Origin of the sequence: Campylobacter ureolyticus ACS-301-V-Sch3b (genome assembly GCF_000413435.1) — a bacterium.
Taxonomy (GTDB): Bacteria; Campylobacterota; Campylobacteria; order Campylobacterales; family Campylobacteraceae; genus Campylobacter_B; species Campylobacter_B ureolyticus_A.
In genome coordinates, this window is record NZ_KE340328.1 from 82,912 (window position 1) to 103,946 (window position 21,035).

The 21,035-nt window shown below is 29.0% G+C and carries 24 protein-coding genes and 1 tRNA gene; 14 read left to right on the top strand and 11 right to left on the bottom strand.

Annotated features, from left to right (window positions below):
* Positions 1–13: 13 nt before the first annotated feature.
* From HMPREF9309_RS07710 to HMPREF9309_RS07720, 3 genes are read left to right on the top strand one after another with little or no spacing between them, the layout of a single operon-like run.
* Positions 14–247 (top strand): hypothetical protein, encoded by a 234-nt coding sequence (locus HMPREF9309_RS07710; RefSeq protein WP_016647381.1) that lies wholly within the window; start codon positions 14–16, stop codon positions 245–247.
* Positions 244–492 (top strand): hypothetical protein, encoded by a 249-nt coding sequence (locus tag HMPREF9309_RS07715; protein WP_016647382.1) that lies wholly within the window; start codon positions 244–246, stop codon positions 490–492. Before HMPREF9309_RS07710 ends, HMPREF9309_RS07715 begins: the two co-directional genes overlap by 4 nt.
* Positions 476–916 (top strand): hypothetical protein, encoded by a 441-nt coding sequence (locus HMPREF9309_RS07720; protein WP_016647383.1) that lies wholly within the window; start codon positions 476–478, stop codon positions 914–916. Before HMPREF9309_RS07715 ends, HMPREF9309_RS07720 begins: the two co-directional genes overlap by 17 nt.
* Before the next feature lie 29 nt (positions 917–945).
* Here HMPREF9309_RS07720 and HMPREF9309_RS07725 read toward each other — a convergent pair whose 3' ends face one another.
* From HMPREF9309_RS07725 to HMPREF9309_RS07740, 4 genes are read right to left on the bottom strand one after another with little or no spacing between them, the layout of a single operon-like run.
* On the bottom strand, positions 946–1,443 hold the full coding sequence (locus tag HMPREF9309_RS07725; RefSeq protein ID WP_016647384.1) for a phosphatidylglycerophosphatase A family protein: 498 nt from the start codon (positions 1,441–1,443) through the stop codon (positions 946–948).
* A 9-nt stretch (positions 1,444–1,452) separates the two neighbouring features.
* Positions 1,453–2,634 (bottom strand): hypothetical protein, encoded by a 1,182-nt coding sequence (locus tag HMPREF9309_RS07730; protein WP_016647385.1) that lies wholly within the window; start codon positions 2,632–2,634, stop codon positions 1,453–1,455.
* A complete protein-coding gene (locus HMPREF9309_RS07735; protein WP_016647386.1) occupies positions 2,612–3,499 on the bottom strand; it encodes a DNA-binding transcriptional response regulator in 888 nt (295 codons plus the stop codon). Before HMPREF9309_RS07735 ends, HMPREF9309_RS07730 begins: the two co-directional genes overlap by 23 nt.
* Positions 3,496–4,602: a bifunctional 2-C-methyl-D-erythritol 4-phosphate cytidylyltransferase/2-C-methyl-D-erythritol 2,4-cyclodiphosphate synthase gene (locus tag HMPREF9309_RS07740; RefSeq protein WP_016647387.1), complete on the bottom strand. Its 1,107-nt coding sequence runs from the start codon at positions 4,600–4,602 to the stop codon at positions 3,496–3,498. The genes HMPREF9309_RS07735 and HMPREF9309_RS07740 overlap by 4 nt, the downstream gene beginning before the upstream one ends.
* Positions 4,603–4,676: 74 nt before the next feature.
* On the opposite strand from HMPREF9309_RS07740, the gene HMPREF9309_RS07745 reads away from it, so the two are divergent.
* From HMPREF9309_RS07745 to HMPREF9309_RS07780, 8 genes are all read left to right on the top strand, one after another.
* Entirely contained in the window at positions 4,677–5,765 is a 1,089-nt protein-coding gene (locus HMPREF9309_RS07745) for an Mrp/NBP35 family ATP-binding protein (protein ID WP_016647388.1), read from the top strand.
* Between the two features lie 19 nt (positions 5,766–5,784).
* Positions 5,785–6,987, top strand: a complete 1,203-nt coding sequence (locus HMPREF9309_RS07750; RefSeq protein WP_016647389.1) for a tetrahydrodipicolinate N-succinyltransferase N-terminal domain-containing protein — start codon at positions 5,785–5,787, stop codon at positions 6,985–6,987.
* A 9-nt stretch (positions 6,988–6,996) separates the two neighbouring features.
* Positions 6,997–8,583: an ABC-F family ATP-binding cassette domain-containing protein gene (locus HMPREF9309_RS07755; protein ID WP_016647390.1), complete on the top strand. Its 1,587-nt coding sequence runs from the start codon at positions 6,997–6,999 to the stop codon at positions 8,581–8,583.
* The gene (gene thiS, locus HMPREF9309_RS07760) at positions 8,549–8,767 is read left to right on the top strand and encodes a sulfur carrier protein ThiS (RefSeq protein ID WP_034907977.1); all 219 of its coding nucleotides are present in this window, start codon (positions 8,549–8,551) and stop codon (positions 8,765–8,767) included. The genes HMPREF9309_RS07755 and thiS overlap by 35 nt, the downstream gene beginning before the upstream one ends.
* Before the next feature lie 6 nt (positions 8,768–8,773).
* Entirely contained in the window at positions 8,774–9,388 is a 615-nt protein-coding gene (gene thiF / locus HMPREF9309_RS07765) for a sulfur carrier protein ThiS adenylyltransferase ThiF (RefSeq protein WP_016647392.1), read from the top strand.
* Positions 9,389–9,471: 83 nt separating this feature from the next.
* Entirely contained in the window at positions 9,472–10,239 is a 768-nt protein-coding gene (locus HMPREF9309_RS07770) for a thiazole synthase (RefSeq protein ID WP_016647393.1), read from the top strand.
* 4 nt (positions 10,240–10,243) lie between these two features.
* Entirely contained in the window at positions 10,244–11,389 is a 1,146-nt protein-coding gene (gene thiH, locus HMPREF9309_RS07775; protein ID WP_016647394.1) for a 2-iminoacetate synthase ThiH, read from the top strand.
* A complete protein-coding gene (locus tag HMPREF9309_RS07780) occupies positions 11,382–11,966 on the top strand; it encodes a thiamine phosphate synthase (protein ID WP_016647395.1) in 585 nt (194 codons plus the stop codon). The genes thiH and HMPREF9309_RS07780 overlap by 8 nt, the downstream gene beginning before the upstream one ends.
* A 93-nt stretch (positions 11,967–12,059) precedes the next feature.
* Here the strand turns inward: HMPREF9309_RS07780 and HMPREF9309_RS07785 are convergent, their stop codons facing one another.
* Positions 12,060–12,296, bottom strand: a complete 237-nt coding sequence (locus HMPREF9309_RS07785) for a hypothetical protein (protein ID WP_016647396.1) — start codon at positions 12,294–12,296, stop codon at positions 12,060–12,062.
* Positions 12,297–12,393: 97 nt separating this feature from the next.
* Complete coding sequence (gene ppk2 / locus HMPREF9309_RS07790; RefSeq protein ID WP_016647397.1) at positions 12,394–13,152, bottom strand: polyphosphate kinase 2; 759 nt, start codon at positions 13,150–13,152, stop codon at positions 12,394–12,396.
* A gap of 114 nt (positions 13,153–13,266) precedes the next feature.
* Here ppk2 and dsbD point away from each other — a divergent pair, with 114 nt between their 5' ends.
* Positions 13,267–14,973 (top strand): protein-disulfide reductase DsbD, encoded by a 1,707-nt coding sequence (gene dsbD / locus HMPREF9309_RS07795; RefSeq protein ID WP_016647398.1) that lies wholly within the window; start codon positions 13,267–13,269, stop codon positions 14,971–14,973.
* Positions 14,974–15,011: 38 nt separating this feature from the next.
* Positions 15,012–15,085 (top strand) — tRNA-Gln (locus tag HMPREF9309_RS07800).
* Between the two features lie 372 nt (positions 15,086–15,457).
* On the opposite strand, the gene tupC is transcribed toward HMPREF9309_RS07800, so the two are convergent.
* Entirely contained in the window at positions 15,458–16,378 is a 921-nt protein-coding gene (tupC, locus tag HMPREF9309_RS07810; protein WP_016647399.1) for a tungstate ABC transporter ATP-binding protein TupC, read from the bottom strand.
* Complete coding sequence (tupB, locus tag HMPREF9309_RS07815; protein ID WP_016647400.1) at positions 16,375–17,067, bottom strand: tungstate ABC transporter permease TupB; 693 nt, start codon at positions 17,065–17,067, stop codon at positions 16,375–16,377. The genes tupC and tupB overlap by 4 nt, the downstream gene beginning before the upstream one ends.
* A 152-nt stretch (positions 17,068–17,219) precedes the next feature.
* Here tupB and tupA point away from each other — a divergent pair, with 152 nt between their 5' ends.
* Complete coding sequence (gene tupA, locus HMPREF9309_RS07820) at positions 17,220–18,047, top strand: tungstate ABC transporter substrate-binding protein TupA (RefSeq protein WP_016647401.1); 828 nt, start codon at positions 17,220–17,222, stop codon at positions 18,045–18,047.
* A gap of 37 nt (positions 18,048–18,084) precedes the next feature.
* Here the strand turns inward: tupA and HMPREF9309_RS07825 are convergent, their stop codons facing one another.
* The 3 genes from HMPREF9309_RS07825 to HMPREF9309_RS07835 are packed head-to-tail and all read right to left on the bottom strand — an operon-like array spanning position 18,085 to position 21,010.
* A complete protein-coding gene (locus tag HMPREF9309_RS07825; RefSeq protein ID WP_016647402.1) occupies positions 18,085–20,034 on the bottom strand; it encodes a transglycosylase domain-containing protein in 1,950 nt (649 codons plus the stop codon).
* The gene (maf, locus tag HMPREF9309_RS07830; RefSeq protein ID WP_016647403.1) at positions 20,031–20,573 is read right to left on the bottom strand and encodes a septum formation inhibitor Maf; all 543 of its coding nucleotides are present in this window, start codon (positions 20,571–20,573) and stop codon (positions 20,031–20,033) included. The genes HMPREF9309_RS07825 and maf overlap by 4 nt, the downstream gene beginning before the upstream one ends.
* On the bottom strand, positions 20,570–21,010 hold the full coding sequence (locus HMPREF9309_RS07835) for a hypothetical protein (protein WP_016647404.1): 441 nt from the start codon (positions 21,008–21,010) through the stop codon (positions 20,570–20,572). Before HMPREF9309_RS07835 ends, maf begins: the two co-directional genes overlap by 4 nt.
* Positions 21,011–21,035: the final 25 nt, after the last annotated feature.

A 21,035-nucleotide genomic window follows, 5' to 3' on the forward strand; every position in this document is an offset into this window, starting at 1 on the left:
AAAAGGCATAACAATGTTTGAAGAACAAAAAATAGTTCCTACTTTGGGTGATAAAATTAAAGAGCTAATTGAAAAATACAAAGAGGCTACCGATGAAAACGAAAAACTACGAAATGAAATAGTTGCCGTTAAGGCTCAAAATGAAGCACTTACTTCAAGACTTGGAAAACTTGAAGAGGATATGGTGGTTAAAAATTTAACCGAGGATGAACTTTTTAAAGAAATTGAAAATGTTTTAGATAAATGAAAACAATAGAAGTAAATTTAACCAGTAAATCAATCTCAAGATCATATAAGATTAAAGTTGATGATGAGTTTGCTTTGGTTTTATCAAAGGAATTTGCCATGATGAGTGATGGCAATAATGATCTTGATGCAAAAGATTTATTAAGTGCTTTTGTAAAAAAAAGTTATGAAAAATATATGCAAACAAAAGAGTTAAATAAAATACTTGAAGAATTAAAAGGAAAAGAATATGAAAAAAGGTTTTAGTATAGGACAAATGGTTTTTTTAATAGTTGCAGCAATTGTTGTTTTTAAAGTAATTGTTCCAAAATTTATGAATAAAACTGGTGGTGGAATTGCTATTTATCAAGCTGCAAGTGAGTTAAAAACAGGAGTTGATGATATAAGAAGCTATTACTTTAGAAATGGAAAATTTACAAATATTGGCATTATGACAATATCTGCTGGGTTTGAAGATAAAGATACTTTATTTGATTTTGACAAACCTGTAAGATATGGTGTAAATGAAAAAGGTGTTATGAATTACTGCGTAGAAGTAGTTGCAAAGCAAGAAAATGGCGGTGAGTACATCTACGTAAACGATACTTCAAATAATAGTGATGCTTGCAAGGAATTTAGACAACACTCTATTGTGCAAGACTTAAGAAAAGTAAATTTAGCATTTAACTAAAATTTTAGGCTCAAAAAATGAGCCTAAAACTAAAATATAAATTTTTCAAAGCCAAATTTCATCATAGCTCCAATACTCATTAAAGTTAAAAGCCCTGCAAAAAATCCAGCTAACACATCATCTAAAACAACGCCATATCCACCTTTTACTTCTCTATCAATCTTGCCAATTAAAGATGGTTTGCAAATATCAAAAAGCCTAAAATAAATAAATGATAAAATTATAACTAAATAACTCATCCCGCCTTTTTCTAAATTTATGGCAAGTCCCATACTTAAAGTTATCCAAATTCCTATAACTTCATCTATAACGATGCTTGAATTATCGTGCTCTCCACCATTTGCTTCATATACATTTACCTCTTTTATAGCAATTAAGCTTATTAAAATTGCAAGTAAAAAAAGAGTTGTAATTCCTAAAAAATAAGCTATTAAAACTCCTAAAATAAGACCAAAAAAACTCCCCCAAGTTCCAGGAGCTGGTCTTAAAAGTCCACTATAAAAAAATGTTAAAAAAAGTTTATTCATAAATTTCCTTTAAGTTAAAGATCCAGTTTGATAAAGTTTAGCAAGCTCTTTATAGAAATCCTCATAAGTATGAGTTTCTAAAATTCCTGCATTAGGAAAAATTTCATCATAAATTTGCTGTAAATTTTCAAATCTATTTGGAAATAAGTCACTTAAAATAATGCTAGAAATTTCTTTTCTCATTAAAATTGGCGGTGGTAAAACTCCATTTAAAAGAAGTGTTCTTATGGTTGGACTGTGGTATTTTATATGATGATGTTGCCCGTGAGGGCATGTTTTTACACTAACTATTGTTTTGCATTCATTGCAATAAACATATTCAGGCATTACTAAAATTTCAATATCAAAGTTTTTTCTTATTTTATCAATTATAGTATGAGCTTGATTATCATCAAAAAACATTCCAATTGAGCCGTGATTTTGTCCAATTATTATTTTATTTGCACCAAAATTATATGCAGCGATACACTCAAGCTCTGGATTTTTATGAGCTGAAAAAAGTGTTGTGTTTTCTAAATCTATTAATAAAACCTTATCTTTTGGTAAAAAGTTATTTATAAAATACTCTATTGTTTTTTTTCTAAGAGCGTGGTTTAGTCTATTTTCTCGTGTGCTTCTTAAAAGAAATATTATTAAAAAATCAGCCTTATCAATAGTTAGTCTAATAAGCCTTTCATGGACTCTATGAAAAGGATTTGCACAAAGCATTAGTGATGTTACTTTTTTTAGATTAAGTTCTTTTTTTAAAGTTTGAATTTTGTTTTTTATCAAAGCTATTTTATCTTCATAAATTTTTATAAGCCCACTTATGCAAAAACTTCCTACAAGCTCATCATTTGGGCTACTTGATGCATCAGCTTCAAATATTGAAAAAAACTTCCAATACCCTTTAAATCTAAAATTATTTGTTACAATTATTTCTCCAACTATTTTTTCTTCACACTCTAAAAGTAAAGTTTGTGAAAATTGGGCATTTTTTGCGATTTTTTGATTTTCCTCTCCAGCTGGAGCAAAAATATAGGCATAAGGGATAAGCTCTTTGTTTAAATACCCACTTTGTATAACCTCATCTATTTCATTTTCATCCATTAATTTATCAAAATTTGATAAAATTTGATTTTTTATAAGAGTTAGAGTTCCAAGGGTTTCTCTTGAAATTTTTAGAGTTTTATTTTTGTTTTTGGATGCCATATTTTTTTCTCTTTTCCCACAAAGATTTTCTTGAAATTCCAAGTTTTTTTGCTAAATCAGTATCTGAAAAAAGCTTTTGATTTTCTTTTATTATGTATTCAAAATACTCATCAACCGATAAAATTTCACCTTGAGCTATGCTTGGTTTATTGTCCTCAATAAGTGTGATTTGATCAAAGTTACTTGTATTTTCTAAGCCCATTCCATTTATGATAACTGGTTTGTTTTGAACTATTTCAAAAAGTCTTGTTTGATCTTTTAAAAGATTAGCGTTTAAAAGATAAATTGGCATATCAAAACTTTCATTTTCTAGTGTTAAAAGTGCATCAGACTCATTTAAAAACAGTATCTTAATACCTTTTTTTGTCCATTTTGAGTATTCATAAACAAATTTATCTGCCATTTTTTTTGAATTTGTTTCTATAAAAAGTGGAAATTTTAAAGATTCAAAGTTAAACTCAGGTATTTTTACAGAGGCAAAACTTTTTTCAAAATAGTTCATAAAAGAGTTATTTATAATTTTTAATTTATTAAATTCTTCAAAATGATTTATTTTTCTTATCAGCTCTTCTACCATAAATGGTTTTTGAATATAATCATTTGCTCCTGCTTTTATCGGGCGAGATACTGTGTCGTTGCTGATATATGGGATTAGCAAAATTATAATGGAACTTTTAAATTTTTTAATTATTTCATATATTTCTTCACCAAAAATACTTGTTGATAAAAGAACAGCATCTTTTTTTGAAGTATTTAATATATCTTTTATCTTTGTTAAAATCTCGCAATTATGTCCCAAAGAAGTAAGCTTATTTGCAATACTTTGAGCTAGGTATGCCTCATTTTCTACTATTAAAATATTCAAGCTTTTGTCCAATCAAAGTATTTAACCATAACACTTGCCATTACACTAACTCCCTCATTTCTTCCAATAAATCCAAGTTTTTCTGTTGTTGTAGCTTTTATATTTACTCTATTTATACCTAAAATTTCACTCACTTTTTTTTGCATATCTTTTTTAAAAGATCCAAGTTTAGGACTTTGGGCTATGATTGTGATATCTGCATTTACTACTTCATATCCATAGCTTTTTATCTTTTTAAGTATATCTTTTAGTAAAATAACTGAACTAATATCTTTAAATTTTTCATCATTATCAGGATAAAGCTCTCCAATATCTCCAAGCCCACATGCTCCAAGTAAGGCATCAGATAATGCATGAAGTGCCACATCTCCGTCACTATGAGCAATAAAATCATACTCACAAGGCACTTTTATGCCACAAAGCATTATCCCATTTCCATTTGTAAATTTATGCACATCAAAGCCGTTGCCAACAAAAAAGTCATTTGCAGGTGCTTTTAGGCAAATTTTTTTTAAATCATCCTTATAAGTTATTTTAAGTGCTTTTTCATAACCCTTTACAAAGCCAAGTTTTCCGCCAACGCTTTTGATAGCTGCACTATCATCTGTGAAAATTTCATCTTTTAAAAGAGCTTTTTTTAATAAATTTGTTTTGCTTAATTGCGGTGTTTGGATTAATTTTATTTTTTTTCTATCTATTAAATTTATATCTAAATATGCAGTATCTACAACTTCTAAATATGGACTTATGCAGTCAAAACCTTCATCTTTTTTTGAGATTATTTTTTCTATCATCTCTATGCTAACTCCAGCTCTAGCTACATCACTTACTAAAACCCACTCACTATTTACCAAATTTAAAGCATTTTTAAGTGAAATTTGCCTTTCATCCCCACCTTCTACAAATTTAAAACCATCATCAAAGCTTTTCATATACTCTAAATCATCTTTATTTGAAACGATAATAATATCATCAAAATATGGCTTAAATTTATTAGCCATATACTGCCAAAGAGGTTCGTGCCCAACCCTAATCCACTGTTTTTTTACACCAAGATTAAATCTAGTTGAACCTCCAGCAGCCAAAAGTATTAAAGAAATCAAATTTTGCCTTTTATTTATAAAGTTGTAGTATTATACATAAAAAAAGCTTTTAAATTTGTTACAAGGAAATTTATATGAATAAAAATGAAGTTTTAGAAAAACTTAAAAGTGTTATTTATCCAGGCTTTAAAAAAAGTATTGTTGAGTTTGGATTTGTAAAAAATATTGAGATTGGAGATAGAGTTTTTATAGAAGTTGAGATAGTTTCAAGTAAACCCGAAGTTGCTCAAAAGTTAAAAAAAGATATCTCAGACATAATTCCAAATAGTGAAGTTTTAATCAAGCAACCTCAAATTCAAAAAGAAAAAAGCAATACAATAAGCGGTAAAAATATTGCTCCTCAAATTAAACATTTTGTTATGGTAAGTAGTGGAAAAGGTGGTGTTGGAAAAAGCACAACAACTGTAAATTTAGCTATTTCTATGGCAAAACTAGGCTTTAAAGTAGGTGTTTTAGATGCTGATATTTACGGACCAAATATTCCTAGAATGCTTGGATGCGATAAAGTAAAGCCTGTCGTTGTTGGAAATATGTTAAAGCCTATCTTAACTCATGGCGTGCAGATGATGAGTATGGGAATTTTAATTGAAAGTGGTCAAGGGCTTATGTGGAGAGGTGCGATGATAATGAAAGCAATAGAGCAACTCTTAAGAGATGTTTCTTGGGATGAGCTTGATGTGCTTTTTATCGATATGCCACCAGGAACTGGAGATGCGCAAATAACTCTTGCACAAAGTGTTCCAGTAACTGCTGGAGTTTGTGTTACAACACCACAAGTTGTAGCTATGGATGATACTGCAAGAAGTCTTGACATGTTTGAAAAACTTCATATTCCAATTGCTGGAGTTATAGAAAATATGAGTGGATTTATCTGCCCTGATAATGGCAAAGAGTATGATATTTTTGGAAAAAGTGGAAGCAGTGAACTTGTAAAAAAATACAATACTGAAATTTTAGGTGAAATTCCAATAGAAATTGCTATTAGAGAAGGTGGAGATAGCGGAAAGCCAGTAAGCTTTTATGAGCCAAATAGCATAAGTGCTAAAAGATATGAAAAAGCATCTTCTAGACTTTGGGAAATAATGCAAAATATAGATAAAGAAAACTTAGCTGGAAATGAGGCAATTCAACCACGAACTGATGGCAAGGCAAATTGTCATTAAAATTTAAAAAAGGAAAAAAATGAATAAAATTAAAAATATAGATGAGTTTAACAAATTTGTTGATGAAATTAAAAAAAGTAAATTTTATAAAGAGCCGATAGCTTGGGCTTTTGGAAGAGTTAATAAAGGCATTGTTGATACAAAAAAAACTTTAAGTGTTGATTATGCAGTTGTTAATTATAAAGAAAATTTAGGCTCAGCAGCAGTTGTTTTATGGGCTTTAAATGAATGCGGTGTTAAGTTAGGCTTAAATGATAGTGAGGTTGTTTTTGAGATAGATGATAAAATTACAAAAAAAGTTTTAAGTGTATTTGAGTTTTTAAAAGATGAGGCTGAGGGAAATAAACATAAAAATTTACAAAATTTAATGGTTATAAATGAAATTTTAACTAATAGCGAGTATGGTGATGAAAATCACTTTTGCGTTACTTTTTTATTTAGTGATGAAAAGCCAAAAAGTGTTGCAAGTGTTTATTTAAAACTATATCTTTTATCTCTTGGTAAGGTTGAGCTTAGGAGTATAAATTTAGATGGAGCTTTTGGAGTTCTTCCAAATGTTGCTTGGGATGAGTTTGCAAAACCTGTTGAACTTGAATGGTTAAGAGAAAATGAGATATTTTTAAAGATGAGTGGTGCATATCCAGTGATTTCAAGTGTTGATAAATTTCCAAGGTTTTTAAATCATATTATTCCTGATGATAGTGTTAGAATTTTAGATGCCGCAAAAGTTAGAATGGGCGCTCAAATAGCAAATGGAACAACAGTAATGCCAGGAGCAAGTTATATAAACTTTAACGCAGGAACTACTGGAAAAGTTATGATTGAAGGAAGAGTTTCAAGCTCAGTTGTAGTTGGAGAGGGAACTGATATTGGTGGTGGAGCAAGTATTTTAGGTGTTCTTAGTGGCACAAGTGGAAATCCAATAAGTATTGGAAAAAGATGTCTTTTAGGGGCAAATTCTGTTACTGGAATTCCATTGGGAGATGATTGCATAGTTGATGGTGGAATTGCTATTTTAGAGGGCACAAAAGTTTATATTGATGAAAAAAATAGAACTTCACTTGGCAAAATAAATCCAAATTTTGATTTTAAAAACGAAATTTATAAGGCAAAAGAGTTGGCAAATTTAAATGGACTTCATTTTAGACAAAATAGCCAAACTGGACAAATAACTGCAAGTTCAAGTAAAAAAGCAGTTAAGTTAAATAAAGATTTACATTAAGGGTGAAATGTGGTTGAAGTACATGGTTTAACTATGAGATTTGGTACTCAGTTATTGTTTGAAGATATTAATTTAAGCCTTGATAAAGGAAATAGATATGGACTTATTGGTGCAAATGGAGCTGGTAAATCAACATTTTTAAAAATTTTAAGTGGTGAAATAGAAGCAAGCAGTGGAGAGGTTTTAATTGATAGTGGTTTAAAAGTTGGAGTTTTAGGTCAAGATCAGTTTGCTTTTGAAAATTTTACTTTAAAAGATGCGGTTTTGTATGGAAATAAACGGCTTTATGATGCAGTTAAGGAAAAAGAAAAGCTTTACTTAAGCGAGGAATTTACAGATGAAATAAATGAGCGTTTAGGTGAGCTTGAGATGATAACAGCCGAGGAAGATCCAACTTATGAGTATGAAACAAGATGTGAAAAAATTCTCTCATCTTTGGGGCTTAATGAGTATGATAAATTAATGAGTGAGGTTGAAAACTCAGATAAATTTAAAGTTTTATTAGCTCAAGTTTTATTTCCAAAACCAGATGTGCTTTTTTTAGATGAACCTACAAACAACCTTGACATTGAGGCAATTTCATGGCTTGAAAATGAGCTTAATCATCACGCTGGAACACTTGTTGTAATAAGTCATGATAGACACTTTTTAAACAGAGTTTGCACTGATATTTTAGATGTTGATTTTAAGCGTATTAGAGAGTTTACAGGAAATTATGATGACTGGTATATTGCCTCAAATTTGATGAATAAAAAAGCCCAAATGGAAAGAGATAAAAAGCTAAAAGAAAAAGAGGAATTAGAAAAATTTATCGCTCGTTTTAGTGCAAATGCTAGTAAGGCAAAACAAGCAACAAGCAGACAAAAAAGACTTGATAAGCTTGATATTAGTGATGTTATGACAAGTTCTAGAAGAGAGCCAAGTATTTTATTTCGCCCAAATAGGGAAATAGGAAATGAATTAATTAGTCTAAATGAAATTTCAAAAAAATTTGATAAAAAAGTAATTTTAGATAATTTTAACTTTAAACTTGAAAAGGGTGATAAGGTTGCAATAATTGGTAAAAATGGTGTTGGAAAAAGCACACTTTGTAAAATCATAATGAATGAAATTGCCCCTGATAGTGGAAATGTACATATTGGAGCAACTATTGAGCTTGGGTACTTTGCACAAGACATAAATAATAAATTAACAAGCAATTTAAAGCTTTATGAATATCTACAAGATAATAAAAATAAAGATTTAGATGAAATTAGAAAATGTCTTGGTAGGATGCTTTTTAGCGGGGCTGAGCAAGAAAAAAGCGTAAAAGATCTAAGTGGAGGTGAAAAACATCGCGTAATGCTTAGTAAATTAATGCTAATAAAGCCTAATTTGCTTATTTTGGATGAGCCAAACAATCACCTTGATTTAGAGGCAATTATTGCTTTAGGTGAAGCACTTTATCAATTTAAAGGAAGTGCAATTTGCGTAAGTCACGATAGAGAGTTAATTGATGCTTTTGCAAATAGAATACTTCATCTAAAAGGTGATGGAGAAATAGTTGATTTTAGGGGAACTTTTGAAGAGTATAGACAAAGTTTGGGTCAAGATTAACGCTAAAGAGGTTGAGGTTAAAAATGGTACAAAATTGCTTGAAATTATAAAAGACTTTAAATTTGACATTAACCATATTGCTGTTGAAAAAAATGGCGAAATTTTAAGCAAAAATCTTTGGAAATACGATCTTTTAAGCAAAGATGATAATTATGAAATAGTTGAGTTTGTAGGTGGCGGATAGTATTTTATGCAAAAAAAATATTTTGAAAGTGAAATTTACAAAAGAAATGATGAGTTAGTTACAAAAAAAGTTAAAAATGCTAAAGTTGTGATTTTAGGGCTTGGTGGACTTGGTTCAAATATCGCTTCTATGCTTGCTAGAGTAGGAGTTGGAAATTTAAAACTAATTGATTTTGATAAGGTTGAATTAAGTAACTTAAATCGTCAGTTTTATAACAAAACCCATATTGGACTTTTTAAAACAGATGCCTTAAAATCCGAACTTGAGCTAATAAATCCTTATTTAAATTTTGAAATTTTAAATTTAAAAATTACAAGCCAAAATTTAAATTCCGTTTTAAAAGATGATTTTTTAATATGTGAGGCTTTTGATAATGCTGATTTAAAAGCCTTACTCATGGATTACGCTTCTAAAAATTTAGATAAATATTTTGTTTTTGGAAGTGGAATGGGCGGATATGAGAGTTCAAATTTAATGAAAGTAAAAAGATTTGGTGCAAACTGCTATATTTGTGGCGATTTTAGTTCAAAAGCATCATTAATGGCTCCAAAGGTTGTGCAATGTGCTTCAATGCAGGCAAATACAATTTTAAGAATTATTATGAATGAGTTTGAAATTTAGCATTTAAATTTTTAAAAATTTATCATTTTATAAAACTAAAACAGTAGAATTTTATTTATTTTAATTATAAAAGGATAATTTTTATGGAAAATGATAATCTAAAATTAGGCGAATATGAGTTTAAATCAAGATTTATTTTAGGTTCAGGCAAGTTTAATCCAGAATTAATAAAAGCTTGTGTGGATGAAGCAGGGGTAGAGATTATAACATTAGCACTTAGACGAGTAAATGAAAGCCAAAATAAAAATATCCTTGATTTTATCCCTAAAAATATTACTATTTTACCAAATACAAGTGGCGCTAGAAATGCAAATGAGGCTGTAAGAATCGCAAGACTTTGCAAAGAACTTAATGTTAGCAAATTTATAAAACTTGAAGTTATAGATGACTCAAAATATCTTTTTCCAAATAATTATGAAACTTTAAAAGCAACTGAGATTTTAGCAAAAGAAGGCTTTATAGTTATGGTTTATATGCATGCTGATTTGGGCATTGCAAGAAGTTTAGAAAGTGCAGGAGCAGCAGCTATTATGCCTCTTGCATCTCCAATTGGCAGTAATCAGGGCTTAACTCAAAAAGAAATGATTAAAATATTAATAAATGAGATTAAAACTCCAATTATTGTTGATGCTGGCATTGGTAGACCATCACAAGCTTGTGAAGCTATGGAAATGGGATGTGACGGGGTTATGGTAAATACCGCAGTTGCAACAGCTAGAAATTTACCACAAATGGCAAGAGCTTTTAAAAACGCTGTAATTGCAGGTCGAGATGCTTATTTAGCAGGTTTTGGAAGAGTTAAAAAAACAGCTTCGCCAAGTTCGCCATTAACTGGATTTTTAAGAGATTAAAATTATGAAAAATTCTAATCCATTCGCATATCAAAACGGCATGATTGATATAAAAAGTGATATTTTAAAAATAGTTTTAGATGAAACTTCTAAAATTGAGTATAAAAACTATACAAAAAATGATATATATAAGGCATTAAATTCTAAAATTAGAACGCAAAATGATTTAAAAGCGCTTTTAAGCATTGAAGCAGGGGAGTGTTTAGAAGAAATTGCAGAAGTTTGTAAAAATGAAACAAGAGCAAAATTTGGTAAGAATATAAATATTTTTACTCCACTTTATATATCAAATTTTTGTGATAGTCATTGCGTTTATTGTGGATTTAATACAAAAAATAATATTAAAAGAGCAAAACTAAGTCTTGAAGCTATAAAAACTGAGCTTATAAATATAAAAAAAACAGGCTTAGAAGAAATTTTGATTTTAACAGGAGAAAGTAGAGTTAACTCAGATGTAGAATATATCGCTAAAGCATGCAAAATGGCAAGTGGGTATTTTAAAATAGTTGGAGTTGAAATTTACCCATTAAATGTTGATGAGTATTCATTTTTACATGAAAACGGAGTTGATTATGTAAATGTCTATCAAGAAACATATAATCCTTCGAAATATCAAAAAATTCACCTACTTGGTGAAAAAATGAGTTTTATATATCGTTTTAATTCTCAAGAAAGGGCAATTTTAGGTGGTATGCGTGGTGTTGGGTTCGGTGCACTTTTAGGTATTGATGATTTCAGAAAAGATGCTTTTGCTACTGCGCTTCATGCAAATTTAATATATCAAAAATATCCGTTTGTTGAAATCTCACTTTCAGTTCCAAGGCTTCGTCCTGTTATAAATAACTCTCGAATAAACCCACGCGATGTTCATGAAAAAGAGCTTTTGCAAGTAGTTATGGCATATAGGCTTTTTATGCCACATGCAACTATTACGATTTCAACTAGGGAAAGAGCTGGATTTAGAGATAATGCCATTAAGATTGCAGCCAACAAACTTTCAGCTGGAGTAAGTGTAGGAATTGGTGGTCATAGTAAAAAAATAGGCGATGAACAATTTAATATAAATGATGAAAGAAGTGTTGATGAGGTTTGCAAAAGCGTTGAAAATAGTGGATTTTATCCTTTAATGAGTGAATATATTTATGTCTAATTTAGTTGTAATTACTGATTTAAAGCTTTGCGAGGACAATATTTATAAAAGAGTTTTTAAATTTTTAAATTATGGTGCAAATGTAGTTTTAAGAGCAAAAGAACTTAGTGAAAATGAGTATTTTAAATTTGCAAATGAGGTTTTTAAATCTTGCGCTAGTTTTAAAGAGCAAATTTTTATACATAAATTTGTAAATATTGCATTGAGCTTGGAATGTAAAAATATCTGGTTACCACTGAAAGAGCTTGAAATCTACAAAGGTGATTTAGTTAAATTTGATAAAATTGTAGCCTCAACTCATAGTGTAGATGAAGTAAAAAGTGCTTTAAATTTAGGAGCTAGTTCAATCTGTCTAAGTCATATTTATAAAACTGATTGTAAATTTAATCTTGCCCCAAAGGGGTTAAATTTAATTAATGATGTAAGAAAATTTTATAATGGTGAAATTTACGCACTTGGCGGGATAAATAGTTCAAATTTCAAGAATTGTTTAAACACAGGAGCTAATAAAATTTGTATAATGAGTGAAGCTATGAAATGCAAAGATGAAAGTGAGTTTGTAAAAAGTTTTTGTTAAAAGCATAACAAGTTTTGTTGTGCTTTTAAAATAGGTTTAAAATTTATAATTTTTTACTAGAAGTAAGCCGCTTTTTGGCTTACTTCTTAAAATTTACATTTTTTTAGCAGCAGTTTCTACAACATATAAAACTTCTGATAAGTCTGTATAGGCAATTCTACTTTTTCCATCTGTTCCAGTGAAATTTGTAGTTAGTTCTATGCCAAGCTTGTTTGATAAAAATTCATAAAGATCAGCTCTTTGGTTATTTGCACCATCTTTATTTGCATATTCTTTTAATGCATCTAAAACTTTTTGAATTTTATCCATTTGGTCTGTGTTTATAGCCATTTTTTATCCTTTTTATTAAAATTTAGATAATTATACTAAAATTTTATAAATAAAAAAACTTTACAAATTAACAATGAAGAACTTTAATATATTAAAATTAAATCTTATTGTTTTTACTTATTTTATTAATAGCATCATCGACGCTTAATACAACATTGCTATCTGGTTTTAAAAGCTTACTATCTTCTTTTCCATCATATTCAAAATTATAAAGTATAGATTTTATTGTGTTTATGCGAGCTTTTTTCTTATCATTAGCATCTATTATCATCCATGGGTTTTCTTGTGAACTTGTTTTTATAAGCATATTGTAAATTGCAGCTGAGTAATCATCCCAAAGAGTTTGTGCTTTTTCATCAACAGTTGAAATTTTATAAGACTTTAGTGGATTGATTCTTCTGTCTTTAAATCTTTTTGCTTGAGTTTTCTTATCAATTGAAAGAAAAATTTTAAAAATTTTAATGCCCGATTTACTTAAAAGATGCTCAAACAAAGGCACATCTTCTAAAAATTCTTTTGTTTGTGAGGTGGTGCAAAATTCCATAACAGGCTCAACTACAGCTCTGTTATACCATGATCTATCAAATATCACTATTTCACCACCGCTTGGGAGATTTGCAACATATCTTTGAAAATACCACTGAGTTATTTCAACATCACTTGGTTTTGGTAGCGCAACTATGCGAGCACCTCTTGGGTTTAAATGTTCAGTTATTCTTTTTATCGTACCACCTTTTCCAGCAGCATCTCTTCCTTCCATAATAATAAGAAGTTTTAAAGAGTGTTTTTTTATATGATTTTGAAGTTTTAAAAGCTCAATTTGTAACTTTACAAGCTCTTCTTTGTATAATTTCATTTTTTTAGACCTTGTGATAAATTAGTTATATTATACAGTAAAAATATAAAATTTTTATTTTATTTAGATAAATATATTAAAATGCATCTCATGATTTTTAATAAAAGGTTAAATTTGATAAGAAATATTTTTTTATTTATTCTTACGATATGTTTTTTAAACGCAGAACCAGTAAATGTAAGTGAAGCTTTTAAAATTAATGAAAAAGCTGGTTCTTCTGGCATTAGCTTTGATATAGCTATAGATAAAAGTGTTTATCTTTATGAAGATGAGTTTAAGGTGTTTTTAGGAAGTGAAAATATTACAAAAATTTTAGATTTACCAAAGCCTAAAAAACACAAAGAGTATTTGATTTATGATGAAAATTTTACTCTTTTTATACCATCAAATTTGATCTTAAACAATTCAACTATAACGCTTAAATTTTTAGGTTGTGCTTATGATGGATATTGCTACAATCCTCAAAATTTAAAATTTAATCTTTCAAAAACTGAAAATGGCTTTAAAATATCAAAAATTAAAGATAAAAAAGTTAGCAATAATAATAAAAATTATGAAAATAAAATTTCATCAGATATAAAAAACAATAATTTTTTTATCACTATAATAACATTTTTTGGGTATGGACTTTTGTTGGCTTTAACGCCTTGTGTTTTTCCTATGATTCCGATTTTATCATCTATTATAGTTTCAAAATGTAAAAATAGTAAAAACAATAATAAAAAAGCTTTTCTAATAAGTTTTATTTATGTTTTTGCTATGTCGCTAGCTTATTCTATTGCTGGTATTTTGGCTACATATTTTGGCTCCAGCGTTCAAGGATTTTTACAAATTCCTTGGGTTATTATTTTATTTAGTTTAATTTTTATAGTCTTAGCTTTTAGTATGTTTGGATTTTATGAGTTACAGCTTCCTGCTTCACTTCAAAGTAAAATTAGTAAAAAAAGTGAGAGTAAAAATGGGCTAATTGGGGTTTTTATAATGGGTTTTTTATCAGCTTTGATAGTTGGCCCTTGTGTGGCTGCACCACTTGCTGGAGCATTAGTCTACATAGCTCAAAGCGGTAATTTATTACTTGGTGGAAGTGCATTATTTATAATGAGTTTTGGTATGGGAATGCCACTTTTGCTGATAGGACTTGGAGCTAATAGGTTTTTACCAAAACCTGGATATTGGATGAATGAGATAAGTAAAATTTTTGGATTTATTATGTTATTTATGGCGGTTTGGATGCTCTCAAGACTAATAAGTTCAAATTTAAGCCTGCTTTTATACGGAGTTCTTGGTATATTTTTTGGTGTAAGTTTATTTCCTGTAAAAAAGGATAGTGCCATCTTTAAAAAATTCAAATTTGGATTTAGTTTAGTGGTGATAATTTACTCAGTTGTCTTAATAATTGGTTTTGCAAGCGGTTCAAATAGTCTAACTAATCCACTTAATAATACTTTTAAAAGCCAACTAAAAGAAAATTTAAATTTTAAAAAAGTATCAAATTTAAATGAATTAAAAGAAGTCGTTAGGGGTAGTAAAAAACCAGTTTTAATTGATTTTTGGGCTACTTGGTGTGTTAACTGTAAAGAGTTAGATGATACTTTAAATTTGGCAGAAATTTCTGAAATTTTATCAAATTTTGAGCTTATAAAAGTTGATGTTACGAAAAATAGCAAGGATGATTTAGAACTGATGAAAGAATTTCAAATATTTGGACCACCTGCTTTAATATTTTTTAAAAATGGCAAAGAGCTTCAAAAATATAAAGTCATAGGCGATATTAAAAAAATTGAACTTGCTAAAAATCTAAATAAAATTTTAAATTTATAAAAAATTTATTTTTTTAATAGTATAATCAAAGTTTTTGATGCCTTATAGTTTAGTGGTAGAACTGCTGACTCTGGATCAGCTAACACTGGTTCGAATCCAGTTAAGGCATCCAACGAATTACTTATAAAATCCTCTTATGTATCATAAAGTATTATTTAAGCCTTATTTTTAGGCACTTTTATTGCTCTCATTGTGTTAAGTTGTGGTATAAAATACAAAGTAATATTAAGGTATGTTAAAAGATTTTTGTGGTATTGTTGTGGAATGAAGAAAAAAATTACAAAGGAGTTCCACAAAAAATGCCAAAAATACCAAAGCTATTAAATGGTAAAGCTCATCTATCAAAATATTTAAAAATTAGTTCACAAATATTTCCAATAATTTTTATCAATAAGGTGCATTTTATGTTTTATAAAGATATTAGAAAGATGATTATATCTGCTAATTATGTCAATCATTTAAATGTGTTAAAAATCACTAAAATTTAAATTATCTCAAAAGCATCATCTTCTATTTTGAAGTAAATCTCATCGCCAGTTTTTAAGTCTAGTTTCTTAGAAGTATGGCATTTTAAAAGATAATCTCCAAATTTTATTTTTACTAATAAAGTATTTTTGTTTATTAATGATATGGAGTGTAAAAGTCCTTTATAAAAGCCTTGTAATGGTGTTTTTTCAAGTCTGATTTTACTTGGATCTATAGCTACTTTTTTTGTTTCTTTAAATGGGCTTTTGTAGTTTAAATTTTGACCAAAATCTATTTTTCCATTTTTTGTTTCAAACACATTTTTATACTCAAATTTTGCAACTTTTCCATTATATAGATAAATATTTTCATCTGCTAAAACACTAAGCCATTTTTCATCATGACTTGCTATTATAAAGCCACAATTGTGTTTTAAATTTAGCTCTTTTATGACTTTACTAAAAAGTCTTGCGGTTTGTAAATCAACACTATTCGTCGGCTCATCAAGTAAAATAAGCCTATTTTTTATAGCAATTATTAAAGCAAAAGCAACTCTTACAGTTTGCCCACTGCTTAATTCGTAGTATTTTTTATACAAAAAGCTTTCATCAAGTCCTGCACATTTTAAAGATTTTTTTACTCTTTTTTCAAACTCATGCATAAGCCCATTGTTTTTTAAAACAAATTCAAAGTTTTTCCTAACACTTCTTTTTAAAAGCATTGGTTCAGGTAAAAGTATCGATATATCTTTTTTAGAAATATTTAAATCAACACTTCCAGTAGTTGGTTTTTCAATGCCAGAAATTATTCTTAAAAGTGTGCTTTTTCCACTTCCATTACTGCCTGTTAGGCCTATTATTTTTGTAGTGTCAATGTTTAAATTTTCTATATCTAAAATAAGATGTGAATTATAAATTTTAGTTAAATATGAAATTTTCATTTATCAAACTTTTTTAGAGCATAAATAGCTAAATTTACTAAAAATGCTATTGTTATAAGAACGCTTGCAAGGGCTATTCCCATTGCAAATTCTCCTTTATTTGTCTCAAGTGAAATAGCAGTTGTAATGGTTCTTGTGTGCCATTTAATGTTTCCTCCTACCATCATTGCAACCCCAACTTCTGCGACAATTCTGCCGTAAGTGGTTGCTACAACCACCATTAAAGGATATCTATTTTCAAATAAAACAGTTAAAATTTGTTTATAGCCTCTTAAATGATAGCTTTTTATAAGTCTTAGATGTTTTATTTCCATATTTTCTATCACGCTTGCAGTTAGAGAAATTACTATTGGTAAAGACAGGCAGATTTGACCAATTATCACAGCTTTTAAAGTAAATAAAAGAGCGAAATTGCCAAGTGGACCTCTGTTTGAAAACAAAGCATATAAAATAAGTCCAATTGCAACAGTTGGCATAGCTAGGCCAGTATCGCTTAAAATTCTTAAAAATCTTTTTGAAAAAAAATTAAAATATCCTAAGCAAAATCCAAGTGGCATACCGATAATCAAGGCTATAATGATGGAAAAAAATGATGAACAAAGTGTTGTTTTAATGGCAAAATAAGTCTCTTCATCAAAAGTAATAAGAAGTCTTAAAGCTTCATAAATTCCATCTAGTATAAAATCCAAGATTTCCCTTTTTTACATATTTTGAAATATTTTATAAGTTTATTTAAAATTTCTTTTATATATGCTGAAAAATTATAATTAATGTGCAAAATTTAAACATTTTAAATTAAAATATGATAAAATATTTCAAAATTTATTTAAAAGGATAGAAAATGCAAAATAAATTAGCTTTATTAGCACTTAGTTTTATAACTGCTTTGTCATTAAATGCAAAAGATAGTGATTTAGTTATGGCAACAACTACAAGCACTGATAATACTGGCTTGCTAGATGCCATTGCTCCTGTGTATAAAGATAAAACTGGAGTTGAACTAAAATGGGTTGCTGTTGGAACAGGTCAAGCACTAGAAATGGGTAAAAACTGCGATGCAGATATTTTATTTGTTCACTCACCTGCAGTTGAGAAAAAATTTGTAGATGATGGTTATGGTGTTGATAGAACAGCTGTTATGTATAATGACTTTATTTTAGTTGCTGATAAATCTTTAGCTGATAAATTTAAAGATAAAGATTTGCCTGAAATCTTTAAAATTATCAAAGATGAAAAGATTAAATTCTTTAGTCGTGGTGATAAGAGTGGAACTCACAATAAAGAAATTTCTGTTTGGAAAAAAGTAGCTGGGGACGTGCCTGAAAAAGAGAGTTGGTATAATCAAACAGGACAAGGAATGATAGCTACTATAAATATAGCTGCTGAGCAAAAAGGTGTAACTTTAACCGATAGAGGAACCTTTATAAAATACGAAGATGGTTTAAAAGGCAACTCAAATATGGAAATTATAAGCCAAGGTGATGAAAGTTTGAAGAATTTCTATTCAGTAATGGCTGTAAATACTAAAAACTGTCCAAAAGCTGATTATGAGAATGCAAAAGAGTTTATAAATTGGATAGTAAGCGATGAAGCTCAAAAATTTATAGCTGATTTTAAACTTATGGGAAAACCTTTATTTACTCCTGATGCAGGAAAAAGAATAGAGTAATTATTTATTAAAGCTCCAAATTTTTTGGAGCTTTGTCTTAAAATAAAAGTGAGTTTCCACCACCAGTTCCATCTTCATATCCTAAATCAAGTGGTAGTGTATCTTGATATGGAAGTGGTGAAGTTGTGGTATAAAGCTCATCTTTTCCTTTGTAAATTTTATGATAAACCCCTTCTGGAGCGTTAAAATTTCTTTTTGTTTCTGGGTGAATTGTTAAGTAGTTTTCCATAAACTTTTTAAATACAGGGGCTGAACTTCTACCACCAACTTCAACATATCTCATAGGTTTGTAGTTGTCATTTCCATACCATATCATAACTAAAATCTCAGGCGTATATCCACAAAACCATGCATCAATATTGTTATTTGAGGTACCTGTTTTTCCAGCTATTTCTATACCTTTAACTTTTGCGTTTCTCGCAGTTCCTTCATTTACCACATCTTTCATCATATCAACCATTAAATATGCTTGCTCTGGTTTTGTAACAGAAGCTTGCTCAGCTTTAAAAATAGTTTCAACACCACTAAAACTAGTTGCTCTCTCTATAAATTTAGGTGTTGTAGCAACCCCACCACCAGGAAATATAGAGTAAAATTTAGAGTATTCTAAAGGTGAAATTCCATAACTTCCTAAAGAAACTGAAAGTGCGTATGGCAAATTTCTAAAACCAGCTTCTTTTAGCTTATCAATTACATTTTTAACACCAAGTGAATGCATTAAATTTACAGTTGCTAAGTTTCTTGATTTTAAAAGTGCTCTTCGCATAGTTATGTAGCCTTCATAGTTTTTACTAAAATTTTTTGGCGTCCACTCTTTGTTTGAGCCATCATTAAAGCTTCTTGGAATATCTGGTATTTCACTAGCTGGTGAATAACCCTCATCAAGGGCAATTTGATAAATAAAAGGCTTAAAGCTTGATCCAGTTTGTCTTTGACTTTGTGTTGCACGATTAAAATTACTTTTTTGATAATCAACTCCGCCAACAAGAGCTAAAATATCACCATTTATTGGATTTGTTACAACGATTGCGCCATTTAGCACACTTTCATTTGCATCTTTATCTCTTTTTAAAATTTCATTATATCCCCAAATAAGGGCATCTCTTGCCAAACCTTGAACTTCTAAATCAACACTTGTGTAAATTTTATATCCAGCTGTTTTTATATCAGGCAAAAATCTTGAAGCTTCTTTCATAACTTCATCTGCAACATAAGGAGCTTTGTTTTTAGTTAGGCTATCATCGTAAATAGTAGGCTCTTCATTCATAGCAAGCTCATATTCATTTCTTCCTATCCAGCCTATTTCATACATCCTCTCAACAACTCTATTTGCTCTTGATAAAGATAGATCTAAATGCCTTGTTGGATCATAGCTACTTGGTGCTTTTGGAAGTCCTACGAGTATTGCTGCTTCTTTTAGACTAAGTTCATCTAAATCTTTTCTAAAATATCCTAAAGCTGCAGTTTTAATTCCGTAATATCCATGCCCAAAATAAACTTCATTTAAATATCTTTCTAAAATTTGCTCTTTTGTTAGCTCATTTTCAAGTTTTAGAGCTAAAATTATCTCTTTTATCTTTCTATCGATTTTTTTCTCATTGCTTAAAGCTATGTTTTTTATAAGTTGCTGGGTTAAAGTAGAGGCTCCTTGTGTAAAACTCATGGTTTTTAAGTCTTTTATAATTGCTCTAAAAATAGCCTCAACATTTATCCCTTTATGTTCAAAAAAATTTGTATCTTCTATGGCGACAAGGGCTTCTATGACGCGTCCAGGAATATCATCATATTTTACATAAACTCTATTTTCTTCATCAAATACATTTGCTATGAGGTTATTGTTTCTATCATAAATTTCAGTTGTAAGTCTTGGATGATAGTTAATGATAGCATTCATATCATGTTTTACTTCTGTATAAAAATACATAAATATCCCACCAGCTGCAAAAACGCACACCGTCATAAAACCAAAAATGAATCTAATTATCATACATAAGCCTTTAAAATTTCAGCATTTAGTCCCATTGCTGTGCTTGTATTTCCTTTTTGTGATACAATATACTTTTTATTAAAACCTTCTATCATCATTGCTCCTGCTTTTCCAACATATTCTTTTTTATCAATATAGTTCTTTAAATCTTTTTCATCAAATTTTTTAAATCTAAAAGTTGTAATGCTTAAATTTATAAGTTTGAGTTTTTTGTTTTCATAAATCATAGCTGTTATTACGCTTGCTTCGTTGTCGCTTTGTTTTTTAAGCATATAAAAAGCATCTTCATCATTTTTTGCTTTGCCAAAAATTTCATTATCAACTACAACTGAGCTATCGGCAAAAAGTAAATTTTCCAAATTTGGATAAACTTTTTTAAATTGTAAATATTTAGCACAAACAACATTATAGGCATAAGTTAAAGGCTCTTTTTTTATAATATAGCTTTCATCATAATTAAACAAAATTTGTTTAAAATCAAATCCAAAATCTTTTAAAATTTTTGCTCTAGTCTTTGAGCTTGAGGCTAAATTTATCATTTAAAACTCACTATAACAACTCCTAAATATGTGCTTATAAGTAAAAGCACAATATCAAGGACTATAAAGTAATTTACAGCAATTATTAAGTGCTCGTTCATCTCATCATATTCGGCTTTTTTATAACATTCTTTTGCAAGGAAAAATCTATAAATTATATAGCTAAAATTACAAAGCAGTAAAAAAGCAATTGCATATTTTGTATTTATAACACTTTCTATCATTGGATCTGAAAATTTAAAATCTCCATTTTGAGAGAGTAAAAAACCAGTTAATACTGTAACTCCAAATGTTATAAAAAAGGCAATTGCTAAATTTTTGCAAGATTTAAAAATAAAACTATAATTTTTTTCTAAATTTAAAAACCTAGTTATACAGATTATTAAACCTTGCAAAGTTATAAGTACTACGATAGAAACAATATGCAAAAACGGCAAAATATGGCCTATCCTTGCAAATGAG

Coding starts and splice junctions, on each gene's coding strand:
- HMPREF9309_RS07710 (WP_016647381.1), top strand. CDS start 14: ATGTTTGAAGAACAAAAAATAGTTCCTACTTTGGGTGATAAAATTAAA.
- HMPREF9309_RS07715 (WP_016647382.1), top strand. CDS start 244: ATGAAAACAATAGAAGTAAATTTAACCAGTAAATCAATCTCAAGATCA.
- HMPREF9309_RS07720 (WP_016647383.1), top strand. CDS start 476: ATGAAAAAAGGTTTTAGTATAGGACAAATGGTTTTTTTAATAGTTGCA.
- HMPREF9309_RS07725 (WP_016647384.1), bottom strand. CDS start 1,443: ATGAATAAACTTTTTTTAACATTTTTTTATAGTGGACTTTTAAGACCA.
- HMPREF9309_RS07730 (WP_016647385.1), bottom strand. CDS start 2,634: ATGGCATCCAAAAACAAAAATAAAACTCTAAAAATTTCAAGAGAAACC.
- HMPREF9309_RS07745 (WP_016647388.1), top strand. CDS start 4,677: ATGAATAAAAATGAAGTTTTAGAAAAACTTAAAAGTGTTATTTATCCA.
- HMPREF9309_RS07750 (WP_016647389.1), top strand. CDS start 5,785: ATGAATAAAATTAAAAATATAGATGAGTTTAACAAATTTGTTGATGAA.
- thiF (WP_016647392.1), top strand. CDS start 8,774: ATGCAAAAAAAATATTTTGAAAGTGAAATTTACAAAAGAAATGATGAG.
- HMPREF9309_RS07770 (WP_016647393.1), top strand. CDS start 9,472: ATGGAAAATGATAATCTAAAATTAGGCGAATATGAGTTTAAATCAAGA.
- thiH (WP_016647394.1), top strand. CDS start 10,244: ATGAAAAATTCTAATCCATTCGCATATCAAAACGGCATGATTGATATA.
- HMPREF9309_RS07780 (WP_016647395.1), top strand. CDS start 11,382: ATGTCTAATTTAGTTGTAATTACTGATTTAAAGCTTTGCGAGGACAAT.
- HMPREF9309_RS07785 (WP_016647396.1), bottom strand. CDS start 12,296: ATGGCTATAAACACAGACCAAATGGATAAAATTCAAAAAGTTTTAGAT.
- ppk2 (WP_016647397.1), bottom strand. CDS start 13,152: ATGAAATTATACAAAGAAGAGCTTGTAAAGTTACAAATTGAGCTTTTA.
- tupC (WP_016647399.1), bottom strand. CDS start 16,378: ATGAAAATTTCATATTTAACTAAAATTTATAATTCACATCTTATTTTA.
- tupA (WP_016647401.1), top strand. CDS start 17,220: ATGCAAAATAAATTAGCTTTATTAGCACTTAGTTTTATAACTGCTTTG.
- HMPREF9309_RS07825 (WP_016647402.1), bottom strand. CDS start 20,034: ATGATAATTAGATTCATTTTTGGTTTTATGACGGTGTGCGTTTTTGCA.
- maf (WP_016647403.1), bottom strand. CDS start 20,573: ATGATAAATTTAGCCTCAAGCTCAAAGACTAGAGCAAAAATTTTAAAA.